The 15502-nt window shown below is 59.6% G+C and carries 15 protein-coding genes; 9 read left to right on the top strand and 6 right to left on the bottom strand.

The genetic code is table 11. The annotated features are described in order from the left end of the window. The first annotated feature begins 16 nt into the window (after positions 1-16). Complete coding sequence (locus tag KVG95_RS19015; protein ID WP_217857518.1) at positions 17-982, top strand: GlxA family transcriptional regulator; 966 nt, start codon at positions 17-19, stop codon at positions 980-982. 135 nt (positions 983-1117) lie between these two features. Here the strand turns inward: KVG95_RS19015 and KVG95_RS19010 are convergent, their stop codons facing one another. Beyond that, positions 1118-3529: a penicillin acylase family protein gene (locus KVG95_RS19010; RefSeq protein ID WP_217857517.1), complete on the bottom strand. Its 2412-nt coding sequence runs from the start codon at positions 3527-3529 to the stop codon at positions 1118-1120. 103 nt (positions 3530-3632) lie between these two features. Further along, complete coding sequence (locus KVG95_RS19005; RefSeq protein ID WP_038980891.1) at positions 3633-4211, bottom strand: DUF6436 domain-containing protein; 579 nt, start codon at positions 4209-4211, stop codon at positions 3633-3635. 97 nt (positions 4212-4308) lie between these two features. Between KVG95_RS19005 and bipL the strand changes: the two genes are divergently transcribed. Further along, the gene (bipL, locus tag KVG95_RS19000) at positions 4309-5256 is read left to right on the top strand and encodes a phospholipase BipL (protein ID WP_217857516.1); all 948 of its coding nucleotides are present in this window, start codon (positions 4309-4311) and stop codon (positions 5254-5256) included. Between the two features lie 132 nt (positions 5257-5388). On the opposite strand, the gene KVG95_RS18995 is transcribed toward bipL, so the two are convergent. Continuing rightward, the gene (locus KVG95_RS18995; protein WP_217857515.1) at positions 5389-6141 is read right to left on the bottom strand and encodes a DUF2059 domain-containing protein; all 753 of its coding nucleotides are present in this window, start codon (positions 6139-6141) and stop codon (positions 5389-5391) included. Between the two features lie 133 nt (positions 6142-6274). Between KVG95_RS18995 and KVG95_RS18990 the strand changes: the two genes are divergently transcribed. Together KVG95_RS18990 and KVG95_RS18985 are read left to right on the top strand one after the other, a co-directional pair. Beyond that, a complete protein-coding gene (locus KVG95_RS18990; protein WP_217857514.1) occupies positions 6275-6907 on the top strand; it encodes a 2OG-Fe(II) oxygenase in 633 nt (210 codons plus the stop codon). A gap of 2 nt (positions 6908-6909) precedes the next feature. After that, a complete protein-coding gene (locus tag KVG95_RS18985; protein WP_217857513.1) occupies positions 6910-7404 on the top strand; it encodes a 2-thiouracil desulfurase family protein in 495 nt (164 codons plus the stop codon). Positions 7405-7528: 124 nt separating this feature from the next. On the opposite strand, the gene KVG95_RS18980 is transcribed toward KVG95_RS18985, so the two are convergent. Beyond that, positions 7529-8116, bottom strand: coding sequence for a transporter substrate-binding domain-containing protein (locus tag KVG95_RS18980; protein WP_217857512.1), 588 nt, complete (start codon positions 8114-8116; stop codon positions 7529-7531). 135 nt (positions 8117-8251) lie between these two features. On the opposite strand from KVG95_RS18980, the gene KVG95_RS18975 reads away from it, so the two are divergent. Further along, complete coding sequence (locus KVG95_RS18975; RefSeq protein ID WP_052964596.1) at positions 8252-8677, top strand: DUF4399 domain-containing protein; 426 nt, start codon at positions 8252-8254, stop codon at positions 8675-8677. Between the two features lie 77 nt (positions 8678-8754). On the opposite strand, the gene serA is transcribed toward KVG95_RS18975, so the two are convergent. Beyond that, positions 8755-9984, bottom strand: coding sequence for a phosphoglycerate dehydrogenase (gene serA, locus KVG95_RS18970; RefSeq protein WP_052964597.1), 1230 nt, complete (start codon positions 9982-9984; stop codon positions 8755-8757). A gap of 204 nt (positions 9985-10188) precedes the next feature. On the opposite strand from serA, the gene KVG95_RS18965 reads away from it, so the two are divergent. The 4 genes from KVG95_RS18965 (at position 10189) to KVG95_RS18950 (ending at position 14602) form a co-directional block, all read left to right on the top strand. Continuing rightward, on the top strand, positions 10189-11583 hold the full coding sequence (locus tag KVG95_RS18965) for a D-2-hydroxyglutarate dehydrogenase (RefSeq protein ID WP_052964598.1): 1395 nt from the start codon (positions 10189-10191) through the stop codon (positions 11581-11583). Between the two features lie 38 nt (positions 11584-11621). Beyond that, positions 11622-12287 (top strand): fumarylacetoacetate hydrolase family protein, encoded by a 666-nt coding sequence (locus KVG95_RS18960; protein WP_217857511.1) that lies wholly within the window; start codon positions 11622-11624, stop codon positions 12285-12287. Positions 12288-12556: 269 nt separating this feature from the next. After that, positions 12557-13486 carry an SdiA-regulated domain-containing protein gene (locus tag KVG95_RS18955; RefSeq protein ID WP_217857510.1) on the top strand — a complete coding sequence of 310 codons (930 nt, stop codon included), beginning with the start codon at positions 12557-12559 and terminating at the stop codon, positions 13484-13486. 198 nt (positions 13487-13684) lie between these two features. Beyond that, positions 13685-14602, top strand: a complete 918-nt coding sequence (locus tag KVG95_RS18950; protein WP_052964601.1) for an SdiA-regulated domain-containing protein — start codon at positions 13685-13687, stop codon at positions 14600-14602. A 124-nt stretch (positions 14603-14726) separates the two neighbouring features. Here KVG95_RS18950 and rpiA read toward each other — a convergent pair whose 3' ends face one another. Further along, complete coding sequence (gene rpiA / locus KVG95_RS18945) at positions 14727-15401, bottom strand: ribose-5-phosphate isomerase RpiA (protein ID WP_052964602.1); 675 nt, start codon at positions 15399-15401, stop codon at positions 14727-14729. Between the last annotated feature and the right edge of the window lie 101 nt (positions 15402-15502).

The following is a 15502-nucleotide window of genomic DNA, read 5'->3' as shown; positions in this document are numbered from 1 at the left end:
AAGGTGAACTTGAACCATGAGTAAAACCATTGCCATCGTGGTGTTCCCAGGCGTCCAGTCACTGGATGTCACCGGCCCCCTGGATGTGTTTTCCGAAGCCAATCGTTTCCTGGCCCCGCAGGATCACTATCGGCTGGAGGTGATCGGTGTCGAGCATGGGGTGATGGCGTGCTCCAACGGTTTGTCACTCAATGCCCACCGGCATTTCAGTGAAGCGCTGGAGGCTTATGATTTGCTGTTGGTGGCGGGCGGGCCGCAGTTGCCGTTCATGAATTTTGGCGCGGCGTTCGATACCTGGCTGCGCGATGCCTGTGCGCTGGCGCAACGCTTTGGCTCGATCTGCAATGGCGCCTTCATGCTTGCCCGGGCCGGATTGCTCGATGGGAGAACCGTCACCACTCATTGGGGCGATGCCGCGGCGCTGGCGCAGCTGTGCCCGTCGACTCAGGTCGAGGCTGATCGCTTGTACGTGCAGGACGGCGAGCTTTACACCTCGGCCGGGGTTACGGCGGGGATCGATTTGTCGCTGTATTTGCTGGCCCGGGATCACGGGCCGGACGTGGCACTCAGCGTGGCCAAGCGGTTGGTGGTGTTCACTCAGCGCTCGGGCGGGCAATCGCAGTTCAGCCCGTTCCTCACGCCCCATGCCGAACCGACGTCGGCGGTGGCGATGGCTCAGCTTTACGTATTGGCCAACCTCAATGGCGACCTGACCATTGCTGATCTGGCCAACGCCGCCAACATGAGCACGCGCAACTTTTCCCGGGTGTTCGCCAAGGAGGCGAAAATCACCCCGGCGGAATTCGTCGAACGGGCGAGGGTGGATGCGGCACGGGTGATGCTCGAAAGCACCCATGCGCCGCTGAAAACCGTGGCGTATCAGTGCGGGTTTCGCGATGCCCAGCACATGCGCAGTGTGTTCAACCGCAGGCTGGGAGTGACACCGCAGCAGTTCAGGTTGAATTTTGCGGTGATGGTTTAGCGGCATTTTGTGTTGCTTGTCATGGCCCCTTCGCGAGCAAGCCCGCTCCCACAGTTGACCGAGTTGTTCAGACAGGCACGGTCTAATGTGGGAGCGGGCTTGCTCGCGAAGGCGTCAGCCGGGCCAACAAAAAATCTATTGCCCCGAACGCGCTGGCAACAGCTTCAACGTACTACGGGTATTGGCCGTCACTTCTTCATCATTGAAATGCGCCTGGTAGTAAACCCCCTCGATATACGCCTCGGCCTGGTCGGCATAGTGGCTGTCGAACGGCACGCCGCTCTGGCCGACCGGGTTGATGGTCAGGCTGTGGGCCGGGTCGGCGAAGTCGATCAACCGCCGGGTTGACGGGCCGTAAGTCACAGGCCACGGCGCCGGGCCGATCTTGGCCGAGAGGTTGTTCGGCACTTCATGGGTGCCGGGCGCCGCGAAGGGCCCGACGTTGAAGATCCGCTCCAAAGGTTTCTGCGTCCCCAGCGGATGGCCGTGAGTCAGGGTGTGCGCTTTGCCCCACTTCCATTGTGTGGAATCGGCGCCCAGAGTGGTCTTGAGGTGAGCCATGCTCGCTTGCCAGGCAACCTTGACCGTATCGGCGCGGGTTTCCTTGCCGGGGGTGTTGCGGTTGTCCCACCACGGTGAATCGGCGGAGGCTGCCAGGCGCGGCAGTGCGGCATCGATCACCCGGGTCGGGAGCAGTGTTTCGAAGAAGTCATTGCCCAGTTCATCGCGCATTGCTGCGTCGGTGAGATTGAACAGGAACTGGTTGAACAGGGTGGCGCTGACGGAGTCCAGCGGATAATCGCCGCTCCACTGCGCCAGTTGTTCCACCATCTTGAGCTCGGCGGGATTGCTCACCACTTCACGCAGTACCGGCAGCAACGGCGCCAGCAAACGCGGACCGTAGTCAGTGGTGGTGCCCAGTTGCAGCTTCTGGTTGGAGTCGTTGTCCCACTTCACGTTCTTGTCGCTGAGCTGACGATTGAGTTGCTGACCGCGATCGGCGAGGTTGTAGTAACCGGGAATTTCCATGCCGGTAGGCGACACCGGTTGGAAGTTGGCCGAGACAATGTAGCCTCGCGCCGGGTTCTCTTCCTGTGGGTTGGCACTGAATGGGTAAAAACCTTCCTTGTCCGCCTGAGGGGTGCTGCCGTCGAGGATGAAACCGGGCTTCACCCCGGCCGGGCGCTTGGGCAGCAACGCCGAGGCCCACCAACCGATGTCGCCCTTGGCGTTGGCGTAGACGATGTTCAGCCCCGGTGCCTGAACCTTGGCCGACGCGGCGCGGGCCTTGGCCAGGGTGTCGGCGCGGTTGAGCTGGTAGAAGCCGTCGAGGATCGGATTCGGCGTCTCGAGGAAGGCCCACCACATGGCGACCGGCGTCTTGCCGGCGGCAGTGCCGAGTGCATCGTTGATGATCGGGCCGTGGGGCGACTGGCGCAGGGTCAGCGTGACCGGTGACTGGCCTTTGACCGCGATCTGTTGTTCGGTGTTGACCAGGTCGACCCATTGGCCGCGATACCAGATCTGGTTCGGGTTGTCCGGGTTGACCTTCTCTGCGATCAGATCCAGGTCGTCGTTCTGGAACATCGTCAGGCTCCAGCCGAAGTCCAGGTTGTGGCCAAGAAACGCAAACGGCACCAGTGCTTGATGGTAACCATAAAGCTCGAAACCCGGCGCTGACAGGTGCGCTTCGTACCACACCGACGGAGCCGAGAAGCGAATATGCGGGTCACCGGCCAGCAGCGGCTTGCCGCTTTTGCTGCGGTTGCCGGAAATCACCCAGGCATTGCTGCCTTCGAATTGTGGCAGGCCATTGTCGGCCAGGGCCTGCTCACTCAAACGGGCGAGGGCGTTCAGCCCCTTCCAGTCATTGGCGGTGAGGGCCGGTGCAGGATTGGCGCGTCTTTTGGCCAGCACGCCCTTGGGCTGCCAGTCGAGATCGAAGATGTTCAGGTACTCGGCGCCCAGTTGGTCACGCACGTAAGTCAGCAACGGTTCGGTGCGAAACGCCGCAGCAAAGCTGTAGGCCATGTAGCCGGCGATGCTGATGCTGTCTTCGGCGGTGAACGGGCGCTTGGGGATCCCCAGCACGTCGAACTCTACCGGCGCAGCGTGGCTGTCCTGATATTGATTGATGCCGTCCAGATAAGCTTGCAGGGCCTTCCACGCCGGCGACTGATGATCCAGCGCGGCCACGTAGCTTTCAGCCCGTTCGCGGATGCGCAGGCTGCGAAACAGTTTGTCGGTGTCGATCAGTTTCGGGCCGAGGACTTCAGCCAATTCACCACGGGCCAGGCGCCGCATGGCTTCCATCTGGAACAGTCGGTCCTGGGCGTGCACGTAGCCGAGGGCGCGGTAGAGGTCGGTTTCGTTTTCGGCACGGATATGCGGCACGCCGCGCACGTCGTAACGCACGGTCACCGAACCTTGCAGGTGCTGCAACTCCACCTGGCCCTGGCGCGTCGGTTGCTTGCTGTACACATACCAGCCGCCCCCGGCGACGAGCACGACGATCAGCAAGGCAAGTACGGCCAGGACGCGTTTCATGGTGACTCCTTGTTCTTTCGGGATTGCCGCCCGTGTGGGCTGCAAACGTGTAGCACAGACCTCCTGTGCCGGGCATTGCGGTCCTGGAAAAGTCAGGAATGCCTTACTTAACCTCCGCAGGCCACGGGCAGTAGCAACCCACCGCTAGCGTGTGGGTGGCGTTCACCGCCCGGCCTTCATTCAGCGCTTGCAGAATGGGCTCGATAAAACTGTTGCTCGAATTGCAGGTCAGGCCTTCGCTGTACGGACCGAAATACGCCAGCCTGCCACTGCGGTCCCAGATCGCCACCGCCGGGCTGGCGGGGATCTGTTCGGAGCCTGGCAGGACATTGATGGTTTTGAGGCGACTCAACGTGCTGGGCAATTGACCGTGGCTGCCGGGCTTTTGGACCGCATAGAACTCGACGCCCTGCGGTACATACTGCTCAACCAGTTCGGTCAGGTGTTGTTGGTTGCCGACATTGCACGGGCAGGCCGGGTCCCAGAAGTGCACCAGGCGAATGGCGCCGGGGCCGGCAAGTTCGTCCGGCAGGCGCAAGGGGTCGCCGGAGAACACCGCAGTGTGCGAACTGAAGGCGCGCAAGTAGCGCCCCTGAAACCAGTCATAGGCGGCCCACAGCACGCCGGCACACACAAGGGCGAGCAGGCTGGCAAGCAGTGTGGTGCGGTAGGCAGGACGCATGGGTTTCAATCCTCGAAGGTCGGCTAGCTTGCCATGCTTGCTGCAACAGATGAATATCGCAGGCCTATAAAGTCCGTTTCGCGCTCTGGAATAGCCCATGTCTGCCACTTTCGACCCCGATCATTTGCGTGCCAGCCTGCGGCCATTGGCCGAGTGGCAGCCGCTGTCGACGGAGGCCATGGCCTATCAGCATTTTTATGGGCTGGATTTTCCCCAGCGAACCTTGCGCAGTGGCCTGGGGCGTTTCGAGGTCGATGGCTATGAAGTGGTCAGCCAGCTCTGGTGGCCCGAGCGGGCGAAGGCGACGCTGTTTCTGTTTCACGGTTTCTACGATCACACCGGGCTCTATCGGCATGTGATCGAGTGGGCGCTGGACCAGGGTTTTGCAGTAATCGCCTGTGACCTGCCGGGGCATGGCTTGTCCAGTGGCGAACGGGCGAGCATCAAGGATTTCGCCGAGTATCAGAACACCCTGCAAGGGCTGTTGGCCGAGGCGCAATCGCTGGACCTTCCGCAGCCTTGGCACCTGTGCGGACAAAGTACCGGCGGAGCGATCGTGATCGATCATGTGCTCAATCAGGGCGCAAGCAGTCCGGCCCAGGGGCAGGTGATCTTGCTGTCGCCACTGGTGCGGCCGCGAGCCTGGGGCTGGTCGCAGCTCAGTTATTACTTGCTCAAGCCGTTCGTCAAAGGCATCGCCCGGCGTTTCAGCGAGAACTCCAACGACCCTGAATTCCTGACGTTCCTGCAAGCCGATCCGCTGCAACCGCTACGTCTGCCCACGGCCTGGGTCGGTGCGCTGGGACGGTGGATCAAGCGTATCGAAGCGGCACCGAAGAGCCCGCGGCAGCCGCTGATCGTGCAGGGGCAGGCAGACATGACCGTGGATTGGGAGCACAACCTTGACGTATTGCGGGGCAAGTTCGATCGGCCTCAGGTGCTGATGTTGCCTGAGGCACGGCATCATCTGGCAAATGAGACGCCGGGGTTGCGGGAGGAGTATTTCGGGTTTTTGAGCAAGGGGATGAAGGGGCGGAATCTCTAGCGGTCGTTCGGGCCTCTTCGCGAGCAAGCCCGCTCCCACATTAGATCTCCAGCGGATACAGAATTTATGTACGCCAGAGATCAAGTGTGGGAGCGGGCTTGCTCGCGAAAGCGATCTTCCAGACGCTGAATATTATTGACTGAGGCTCGACGTACTCTGCCCCACCGCCAACCCCGCCCGAATCGCCGCCAGTGCCGCTTGATAGTAAGCCTTACCTTCCGTGGACTCGGCAAACGTGGCGAACTCTTCCAGCTCGTCATCTGACAGGTCGCGGTAGACATACAGCAGCGTGTTGTTCAGGTCGGCGCCGATCTGCTCCATCAGGCGCTGGCGCTGGCCGTTCAACATGCCTTGAGCCTGACCGCCACCGAGAAGGCCGGGGATCATCGAGCTCAGGCTGTCGGCCGCCACGCCCGCAATCGCCAGGCTGACTTCAGCGCCGGCCTCGCGAGCGGGCAGGGCCTGGGCCAGGTGACCGATGATGAGTTGACGGGTATCGCTGGCCTGCATTTTCGGCAAGCCCTTGGCGTTTTTCGCCAATTGATCACGACGGGTCGCCAGCAGTTCGGCGGCGACAATTTTCTTGCCCAGGGGCGATTGAAAGAAGGTCAGTGCAGGTTTCGGATCGGCAAGCTTTTTGCGCAGCTGCGCTTCGGCACGCTGGTCCATGGCCTTGGGGGCGAAACGCTGATTACTGTTGTTGACCAGGGCCTGAAACACCGCCGGCGGCAGGCTATTCTGGTAACGCTGCTGAGCGGCGGAGAGAGCATCGTTGAAATGCGCGCGTTGTTCTGGCCAACCGGCGACCGTATACAACTGGTCGTGGCCGTCCGCCCAGGCGGGCAATACGCAGAGCATTAGCAGTGAAAAAAGCAAGCGACGCATAGGGACTCCTGTCAGCAGGCGACTATTCTCCGTGCGGCATTCGTACTTGTCGAGAATTCGTATCAGGTTGCGTGCCTTATCCGACCAATCCTCCGCTGCGCGGCTCTGTCGGATTTGCGGGCACAGGAATACTATGCGCGCCATGCAAATATCCTCTGATCATCCGCTGCTGTTACGTATCGTCGACGACCTGGCTGAGCGCGGCTGGTCGCAGCAGAATATTTTCCTGCCTCTGGATCTGACCCGGGCGCTGGCGGCCGAGTGCCGCAAACGTGCCGCCGAGGGCGAACTCGCCCCGGCCGCCGTGGGGCGCGGGCCGTTTTCGGAGATCCGCGAGGGCATTCGTGGTGACCATATCCAGTGGCTCGAACCCGGTCAGGCCGAGGCTTGCGACAGCTATCTGGGATTGATGGACAGCCTGCGTGAGGCGATGAATCGCAGTTTGTTTCTGGGCCTGGAAGATTTCGAAAGCCATTTCGCTCTGTATCCGCCTGGCGCTTTCTACCTCAAGCATGTCGACCGGTTCCGCGATGACGACCGGCGCATGGTCTCGGCGGTGATCTACCTCAATGACGACTGGCTGCCCGAGCATGGCGGTCAGTTGCGCATGTACCTGGACGAAGGCATCGAACACGATGTGGTGCCCACCGGCGGATGCCTGGTGGTATTCCTGTCGGGCGAAGTCCCCCACGAAGTCCTGCCCGCGACCCGCGATCGCCTGTCGTTGACGGGCTGGTTCCGCCGTCGTGGCAACGAGCCGTTCTGATCATGCAAAAGATTCTGGTTAGCCGCTGTTTGCTCGGTCACCGCGTCCGTTACGACGGTGGCGCCAGTGGGCCATTCAATTTGTTGGAACAATGGATTGCCGAAGACCGGGTGGTGCCGTTGTGCCCGGAAGTCGCCGGTGGTTTGCCGACGCCAAGGGCCGCGGCGGAGATTCCGGGCGGGCAGGGTGGTGAAGTGCTTGATGGCCTTGCATCGGTCATCACCACCGAGGGCGAGGACGTCAGTGCCGAGTTTCTTTCGGGGGCTTATCAGGCGCTGGAACTGGTGCAACAGCACGGCATCCGCATTGCCGTGCTCAAGGCCAACAGCCCGTCTTGCGGGAATCTGTTGACCTATGACGGGACCTTCAGTGGCGTGAAGATCAGCGGCGAGGGTGTCACCGCGGCATTGCTCAAGCGCAATGGCGTTCAGGTGTTCAGTGAGTTGGAATTGGCCGAAGCGGCGGCAGCCCTGGCAGCCCTGGCAACCCTGAACTAACGACCTGCCTAAAACCCATGTGGGAGCGGGCTTGCTCGCGAAGAGTGAGTGTCAGTCGACATCAATGTTGCCTGACACACCGCATTCGCGAGCAAGCCCGCTCCCACATTAAATCTTCAGTGCCTTATGGCTTCGGCGCCACGCTCGTATCCGCCCCCAACCACTTCTGCGACAACGCTTCCAATCGGCCATCCCCCTTGATCCGCTGCAAGGCGTTTTCGAGGCTGGCATGAAACGCCGGGTTACCCTTCTGAAACGGAATCGCCAGGCTCACCGGCGGGCCGGCCTTCGGTTCTTCTTCCTTCAGCGTTTGCACCAACACTAGCGGGCGCGGCTGCTCTTCTTTCTGCGCGAGCAATTGTGCATCGGCGTAGCTGTAAGGTTCGGTGAAGTCGAAACGATCCTTAAGGTCCGGGGTCTGTGCTATGTGATTGATGGCCACGTCGTATTTGCCGCTTTCGACGCCGGTCAACAGATCGCCGGAATCGGTGACGACGAAGTCGGCCCGTACATCCAGCTCATCGGCCAGCAGTTGACCCAACTCGACTTCGAAGCCGGTCAGTTTGTCGTCATCCTTGAAATTGAAGGGCGGTGTATTAGCCTCAAGGGCAATGCGCAATTCGCCGCGGTCGTTTACATCGTCCATCAGTTCGGCATGAGCCAAAGGGCTAAAAAGGGGCAGCAGGCAGATCAGGCCAGGCAAAAAGCGCATGGTCACTCCTTTGAATTCATTTATCGCGACGCGCTGTTCAGGCTCGCTTTGCTATGGTTGTCGTGTGCCTTCGACAACGAATGGCCGTGAAGTTGTCACGGTCGAGCGAATTTTACGGAAAAACTGGAGAAGAGAATGAAAACCTTTATGTCACGAGCCGCACTGGCTGGCCTGTTGCTGGGTGCATCGATGCTGGCAACGGCTGCCACACCTGCTCCCAAAGGTGCACAAGCGTTCATTGTTTCCCCGGAAGACGGTGCGACTGTGGGGCAGGAATTCAAGGTTAAGTTTGGCGTGAAGGACATCTCACTTGCCCCGGCTGGTGATCCAACCAAAAACACCGGTCATCACCACTTGCTGATCGATGTCGACAAGCTGCCTGCCGAAGGCGCACCGATTCCGACAGATGCCAACCACATGCACTTCGGCAAGGCGCAAACCGAGGCCACCATCAAACTGGCACCGGGCAAGCACACCTTGCAGCTCGAGCTGGGCGACAGCGGTCACATGCCGTTCGATCCACCGATCGTTTCGAAGAAAATCACCGTGACTGTGAAGTAACTTTTCCACAGCCATGAAAAAGCAGCTGTGAAAAAGGGAGCTCCGAGGAGCTCCCTTTTTTGTCGCTCAAAACGCGATCAGAACAACACGCGGCAACGAATGGTGCCGTTGATGTGCTGCAGCTTCTCCTGCGCCATTTCCGAGTATTCGGCATCGACGTCGATCACGACATAGCCGACTTTCTCGTTGGTCTGCAGGAACTGACCGGAAATGTTGATGCCGTTTTCGGCGAAGACCTTGTTGATCTCGCTCATCACACCCGGAATGTTCTCGTGGATGTGCAGCAGACGGTGCTTGCCAGGGTGAGCCGGCAGCGCCACTTCCGGGAAGTTCACGGACGATACCGAAGTACCGTTGTCGCTGTACTTGACCAGTTTTTCCGCCACTTCCAGACCGATGTTGGCTTGCGCCTCAGCGGTGGAACCACCGATGTGCGGGGTCAGGATCACGTTGTCCAGGCCACGCAGCGGGCTTTCGAACTCTTCTTCGTTGGAGCGCGGCTCCACCGGGAATACGTCGATGGCGGCGCCGATCAGGTGCTTGTCCTTGATCGCGTCCGCCAGGGCGTCCAGTTCAACAACAGTGCCGCGAGCAGCGTTGATTAGAATGCCGCCCTTCTTGATGGCGCGGATTTCTTTCTCGCCGATCATCCACTGGGTGGCTGCGGTTTCCGGAACGTGCAGGGTGACGATGTCGGACATGCCCAGCAGCTCGGTCAGACTGGCAACTTGCGTTGCGTTGCCCAATGGCAGCTTGGTCACGGTATCGTAGAAATACACCTGCATGCCCAAGCCTTCGGCCAGAACCGACAGCTGAGTACCGATCGAGCCGTAACCGACGATACCCAGTTTCTTGCCGCGGATTTCGAAGGAGTTGGCCGCGCTCTTGATCCAGCCGCCACGGTGGCAGGAAGCGTTCTTCTCTGGGATGCCGCGCAGCAACAGGATCGCTTCGGCCAATACCAGCTCGGCTACGGAGCGAGTGTTGGAGTACGGCGCGTTGAATACTGCGATGCCGCGTTCGCGAGCCGCGTTGAGGTCGACCTGGTTGGTGCCGATGCAGAAACAGCCGACAGCCACCAGTTTCTTCGCGTGATCGAAGATCTCTTCGGTCAGTTGAGTGCGGGAGCGAATGCCGATGAAGTGAGCATCAGCGATCTTTTCCTTCAGCTGGGCTTCCGGCAGAGAACCTGTGAGGTACTCGATGCTGGTGTAGCCCGCCGCCTTGAGGACGTCGACAGCCGATTGGTGGACGCCTTCGAGAAGAAGGAACTTGATCTTGCTCTTATCGAGAGAAGTCTTGCTCATCTGCGTAAACCTGTGTCCCGGAGAAAAATGGCAGGAAATGGTCAACAGATGCTGACCCGGACGGCAAGAAAGCCGTCGCCGCAGAACAGCCTTTGGGCACTATCCTGCGGGGTCGGTATGCTAGCATATGCACCCCGCTAAACACTCATTCCTGCGACGTGAAGCGTTCTCAGGATGACCATGAATTGTTCGAGAGTTCTGTCGATGACCAATCCTGCCCTGATTGATGAGCTGAAGACCCTGGTTGAGCCCGGCAAGGTGCTGACCGACGCCGACTCCCTGAATGCTTACGGCAAGGATTGGACCAAGCATTTCGCCCCCGCCCCGACCGCTATTGTGTTTCCCAAGACCACCGAGCAGGTCCAGGCCATTGTCCGTTGGGCCAATAACCACAAGGTGGCGCTGGTGCCATCCGGCGGTCGTACCGGGCTTTCGGCTGCGGCCGTGGCAGCCAATGGCGAAGTGGTTGTGTCCTTCGACTATATGAACCAGATCCTCGATGTGAACCTGACAGACCGCACGGCCGTTTGTCAGCCAGGCGTGGTTACCGAGCAATTGCAGAACAAGGCCGAAGAGCACGGACTGTACTACCCGGTGGATTTCGCTTCGGCAGGTTCCAGCCAGATTGGCGGCAATATCGGCACCAATGCCGGCGGGATCAAGGTCATTCGCTACGGCATGACCCGCAACTGGGTAGCCGGCATGAAAGTCGTCACCGGCAAGGGCGATCTGCTGGAACTGAACAAAGATCTGATCAAGAACGCCACCGGCTACGACCTGCGTCAGCTGTTCATCGGCGCTGAAGGCACGCTGGGTTTTGTGGTCGAAGCCACCATGCGCCTGGACCGTGCGCCGAAAAACCTCACCGCGATGGTCCTCGGCACCGCCGATTTTGATTCGATCATGCCGGTGTTACATGCATTCCAGAGCAAGCTTGACCTGACCGCCTTCGAATTCTTCTCCGATAAAGCCTTGGCCAAGGTTATGGCGCGCGGCGATGTGCCGGCACCGTTCGAATCCGATTGCCCGTTCTACGCGCTGCTGGAATTTGAAGCGACCACTGAAGAAGTGGCCAACCACGCCCTGGAAACCTTCGAGCACTGCGTCGAGGAAGGCTGGGTGCTGGACGGCGTGATGAGCCAGAGCGAAACCCAATTGCAGAACCTGTGGAAATTGCGCGAGTACATCTCCGAAACCATTTCCCACTGGACGCCATACAAAAACGACATTTCGGTCACTGTGTCGAAAGTCCCCGGGTTCCTGAAGGAAATCGACGCGATCGTCGGCGAACACTACCCGGATTTCGAAATCGTCTGGTTCGGCCACATCGGCGACGGCAACCTGCACTTGAACATCCTTAAACCGGATAACCTGAGCAAGGACGAGTTCTTCGCCAAGTGCGCGACCGTCAACAAGTGGGTGTTCGAAACCGTCGAGAAGTACAACGGTTCGATTTCCGCCGAGCATGGTGTGGGCATGACCAAGCGTGACTATTTGACCTACAGTCGCTCGCCGGTTGAGATCGAGTACATGAAAGCCGTCAAAGCGGTATTCGACCCGAACGGCATCATGAACCCGGGCAAGATTTTCGCTGTTTGATTCTTCGAACGTTAAGAGCACGAAGCAGGAGTCGGTCCATGAGCTATCAGCACCAGTATGTCGACGGTACGCGTATTCATTTCCCGCTGGGGAAAGTGGTATGCATCGGCCGCAACTACGCCGAACACGCCAAGGAGCTGGACAATCCGGTGCCTACTGAGCCACTGCTGTTCATCAAACCGGGCAGTTGCGTGGTGCCGCTGGAAGGTGGTTTCAGCATTCCGACCGAGCGTGGCTCAGTGCATTACGAAGCAGAAATCGCCGTATTGATCGGTAAGCCGTTGTCGACCAAGCCGAGCCGTGAAGAAGTGCTGGACGCTATCTCCGGCATCGCCCCTGCACTGGATCTGACCTTGCGCGACAAGCAGGCCGAGCTGAAAGCCAAGGGCCTGCCGTGGGAAATCGCCAAGTCTTTCGACGGGGCGGCAGTGCTTGCGCCGTTCGTGGCTGGCAGTACCTTCGCCGACCTGACCGACATTGGCATCCGCCTGACCATCAATGGCGAAGTGCGCCAGGATGGCAACAGCAAGGACATGCTGAATCCGATTGTGCCGATGATCCAGTACATGGCCGGTTGCTTCTCGCTGCAGGCCGGTGACGTGATCCTCACGGGCACGCCGGTGGGCGTTGGCTCGCTGAATGTCGGTGACGAACTGGTGCTCGAACTGCCGGGCGCCAGCCGCTTCGCCAGCAGCGTCCGCTGACCCGACGCAAAACCCTGTGGGAGCGGGCTTGCTCGCGAAGATGCCGTCAAATCCAACATCAATATTGGATGACAGACCGCATTCGCGAGCAAGCCCGCTCCCACATTGGTTTGTGATCCTTCCCGCAAATTGCATCTGCCCACACAGGGCTTTACCGCCATTTCCCGTTTTTTTCACATCTTGTCCGGATAATTCCGGGGCTTCTGGCGTCTGAGCCAGTCCCAATTGTGCTATTACCCATAGCCTGAATTTCTGGAACGTATCCCTGCATGAGCACCCAACCGCTGCCCAAGCTGAAAACTGCCCGCCGCTCGCGCTTTGTCATGCGTTGGTATTCCTGGCTTTTGCTGGTAGCGGCTGCTGTGTATGGCCTCGTGTTTGCGATGCACTGGGATGATCGCGGCCTGCTCTGGGTGATGGAGCGTTTCGAAAGCCCGGCCGAGCGAAAAGAGAGTATCTGGCTGCCGGATTACCGGGCGGTGATCGACGCCAAACTGCTGCCGGGCATGGAGAAGGACGAAGCGTCGGACGTGTCTTATGACCCGCAGACCAAAACCCTGTTTGCGGTGATGGGCAAGAACCCGTTTCTGGTCGAGCTGACGTTGCAGGGCGATGTGTTGCGCAAAATGCCGCTGGTGGGTTGGAGCAACCCGGAAGGGGTAACGGTCATGGGCAATGGTTTGCTGGCGATCACCGATGAGCGCGCGCACCTGCTTACCATCGTCAAGGTCGATGCCGATACTCGCGAACTGAATATCGCCAGTTTCCCGAAATACGACCTGGGTCCGTCAAAAGACCAGAATAAAGCCTTCGAGGCGATCGTCTGGGATGCGCGCAACCAGCAACTGCTGCTGGGTGAAGAGCGTCCACCGGCGCTGTTCAGCTGGAAAAGCGACGACAGCCAAATCCTCAAGGGCGACAAGCAAAAGCTGTCCAGCGACGAACTGGATATCCGCAACCTGTCGGCCCTGGCCATCGATCCGCGCACCGGCCATACTTTGGTGCTGTCCGCCGATTCTCATTTGCTGCTGGAATTGGACGAGAAAGGCGAGCAGGTCAGCTTCATGACTTTGCTCGGAGGGTTCAATGGTCTGAAGAAAACCATTCCCCGTGCCGAAGGTGTGACCATGGACGAAGCGGGCACGCTGTACATGGTGAGCGAGCCGAACCTGTTCTATCGGTTCGAAAAACAACGGTAGGAGCTGCCGAAGGCAGCGATTTCTTGATCTTTTGGTGCAGGCAAGATTGTTGAAGATCAAAAGAGCGTCCGAACGCGGCCCGAACCTTCGGCCGCTCCTACGAGTTCGGTAATTGTGGTCGAAGGCCACTGGCCATTAAGCTTGAATTCATACTGCCGTGGTATTTCATCCACCCGTCTTGTTTCCGAGCTCGCCTGAATGCGCCGACTTGCCCGTCCCAAACCCCTGATGCTGATCCTGTCGGTGATTGCGCTGATCGTGCTGATTGCCGTCGGCCAGTACCTGCGTCTGTTCGAGCGCACCTGGTTCAATGTGCAGGCGTTCTGGCAGCCAATGAATGCCCAGTCCATTGGTCTGGATCAGTATCAGGTAGCAATCGAGGCGCAAGTCATCGATGGCCTGGACGACGATGTTTCGGCGCTGACCTTCGATCCCGTGCGTAAAAGCCTGTTCACCGTTACCAACAAAAATGCCGAACTGATCGAATTGTCTCTGGAAGGCAAAATTCTGCGGCGTGTGGCGCTGATCGGGTTTGGCGACCCGGAGGCGGTGGAGTTCATCAGTGCTGACACTTACGTGATCACCGACGAGCGCCAGCAACGGCTGATCAAGATTCATCTGGAGAAGGACACGACGTTCCTCGATGCCGCGGACGCCGAGCAGATGACCCTCGGCGTGCACATGAGTGGCAACAAAGGGTTTGAAGGGTTGGCCTATGACTCGGTGGGCAAGCGCTTGTTTGTCGCCAAGGAGCGCGATCCGATGCTGATTTACGAAGTGCAGGGCTTTCCGCATTACAACCCGGAGAAATCCTACGCGGTGCATGTCGTGAACAACCCAAAACGCGATGCCGGGATGTTCGTGCGAGACCTGTCGAGCCTGCAATACGACGAGCGCAGCGGCCATCTGCTGGCGCTGTCCGATGAATCGCGACTGATTCTGGAGCTGGATGTCGATGGGCGGCCGCTGACCACTCTGTCACTGAGCAAGGGGCGTCAGGGATTGCAGAAGACTGTGCCGCAAGCGGAAGGCATCGCCATGGACGACGACGGCACCTTGTACCTCGTCAGCGAGCCGAATCTTTTCTACGTCTTCAAAAAACCAGCACAACCCTGACAGACACTACAAAACAAATGTGGGAGCGGGCTTGCTCGCGAAAGCGCTCTGTCTGCCGACATCTCTATCGGCTGACACGGCCTCTTCGCGAGCAAGCCCGCTCCCACACTGTTTGGTGTCTGCCTTATTGGGCGCGCAGGGTTTTCACGCCTTCGCTCGTCCCCAGTAGCAGCAAATCAGCCGGGCGGGCTGCGAACAAGCCGTTGGTGACCACGCCGACGATGGCATTGATCTGTGTTTCCAGCTCCACCGGGTTGGTGATCTGCATGTTGAACACGTCGAGGATGATGTTGCCGTTGTCGGTCAGCACGCCTTCACGGTAAACCGGGTCGCCGCCGAGCTTCACCAGTTGGCGGGCCACGTGGCTGCGGGCCATCGGGATCACTTCCACCGGCAGCGGGAATGCACCTAGGACCGGCACCAGTTTGCTGGCGTCGGCGATGCAGATGAAGGTCTTGGCCACGGCCGCCACAATCTTCTCGCGGGTCAGGGCCGCGCCACCGCCCTTGATCAGGTGCAGGTGCTCGTCGCTTTCATCGGCGCCGTCGACGTAGAACTCCAGGTCGCTGACGGTATTGAGCTCATACACCGGAATGCCGTGGCCCTTGAGGCGGGCGGCGGTGGCTTCGGAGCTGGCGACCGCGCCATCGAATGCGCCTTTGTGCTTGGCCAGGGCATCGATGAAGCAGTTGGCGGTGGAGCCGGTGCCGACCCCGACGATGCTCTTGTCATCGAGTTTCGGGAGGATGAAGTCGACGGCGGCCTGGGCTACGGCCTGTTTGAGTTGATCCTGGGTCATGCGGGCTCCGAAGTGCCGAAAGGGGAACGAAAGGCCGGCATTATAGGCCTCGCGATAGTGCAGGGGGAAACACTCCTGTGGCGAGGGGGCTTGCCCCCGTT

This window comes from Pseudomonas farris (genome assembly GCF_019145235.1).
Lineage (GTDB): Bacteria > Pseudomonadota > Gammaproteobacteria > Pseudomonadales > Pseudomonadaceae > Aquipseudomonas > Aquipseudomonas farris.
This window is presented reverse-complemented; position numbering and strand designations above follow the sequence as displayed.

Excerpts from the sequence above, each read along its gene's own strand:
- KVG95_RS18995 (WP_217857515.1), bottom strand. The coding sequence starts at position 6,141 with ATGCGTCGCTTGCTTTTTTCACTGCTAATGCTCTGCGTATTGCCCGCC.
- bipL (WP_217857516.1), top strand. The coding sequence starts at position 4,309 with ATGTCTGCCACTTTCGACCCCGATCATTTGCGTGCCAGCCTGCGGCCA.
- KVG95_RS19005 (WP_038980891.1), bottom strand. The coding sequence starts at position 4,211 with ATGCGTCCTGCCTACCGCACCACACTGCTTGCCAGCCTGCTCGCCCTT.
- KVG95_RS18950 (WP_052964601.1), top strand. The coding sequence starts at position 13,685 with ATGCGCCGACTTGCCCGTCCCAAACCCCTGATGCTGATCCTGTCGGTG.
- KVG95_RS18960 (WP_217857511.1), top strand. The coding sequence starts at position 11,622 with ATGAGCTATCAGCACCAGTATGTCGACGGTACGCGTATTCATTTCCCG.
- KVG95_RS18975 (WP_052964596.1), top strand. The coding sequence starts at position 8,252 with ATGAAAACCTTTATGTCACGAGCCGCACTGGCTGGCCTGTTGCTGGGT.
- KVG95_RS18990 (WP_217857514.1), top strand. The coding sequence starts at position 6,275 with ATGCGCGCCATGCAAATATCCTCTGATCATCCGCTGCTGTTACGTATC.
- KVG95_RS18965 (WP_052964598.1), top strand. The coding sequence starts at position 10,189 with ATGACCAATCCTGCCCTGATTGATGAGCTGAAGACCCTGGTTGAGCCC.
- serA (WP_052964597.1), bottom strand. The coding sequence starts at position 9,984 with ATGAGCAAGACTTCTCTCGATAAGAGCAAGATCAAGTTCCTTCTTCTC.
- rpiA (WP_052964602.1), bottom strand. The coding sequence starts at position 15,401 with ATGACCCAGGATCAACTCAAACAGGCCGTAGCCCAGGCCGCCGTCGAC.
- KVG95_RS19015 (WP_217857518.1), top strand. The coding sequence starts at position 17 with ATGAGTAAAACCATTGCCATCGTGGTGTTCCCAGGCGTCCAGTCACTG.
- KVG95_RS19010 (WP_217857517.1), bottom strand. The coding sequence starts at position 3,529 with ATGAAACGCGTCCTGGCCGTACTTGCCTTGCTGATCGTCGTGCTCGTC.
- KVG95_RS18955 (WP_217857510.1), top strand. The coding sequence starts at position 12,557 with ATGAGCACCCAACCGCTGCCCAAGCTGAAAACTGCCCGCCGCTCGCGC.
- KVG95_RS18980 (WP_217857512.1), bottom strand. The coding sequence starts at position 8,116 with ATGCGCTTTTTGCCTGGCCTGATCTGCCTGCTGCCCCTTTTTAGCCCT.
- KVG95_RS18985 (WP_217857513.1), top strand. The coding sequence starts at position 6,910 with ATGCAAAAGATTCTGGTTAGCCGCTGTTTGCTCGGTCACCGCGTCCGT.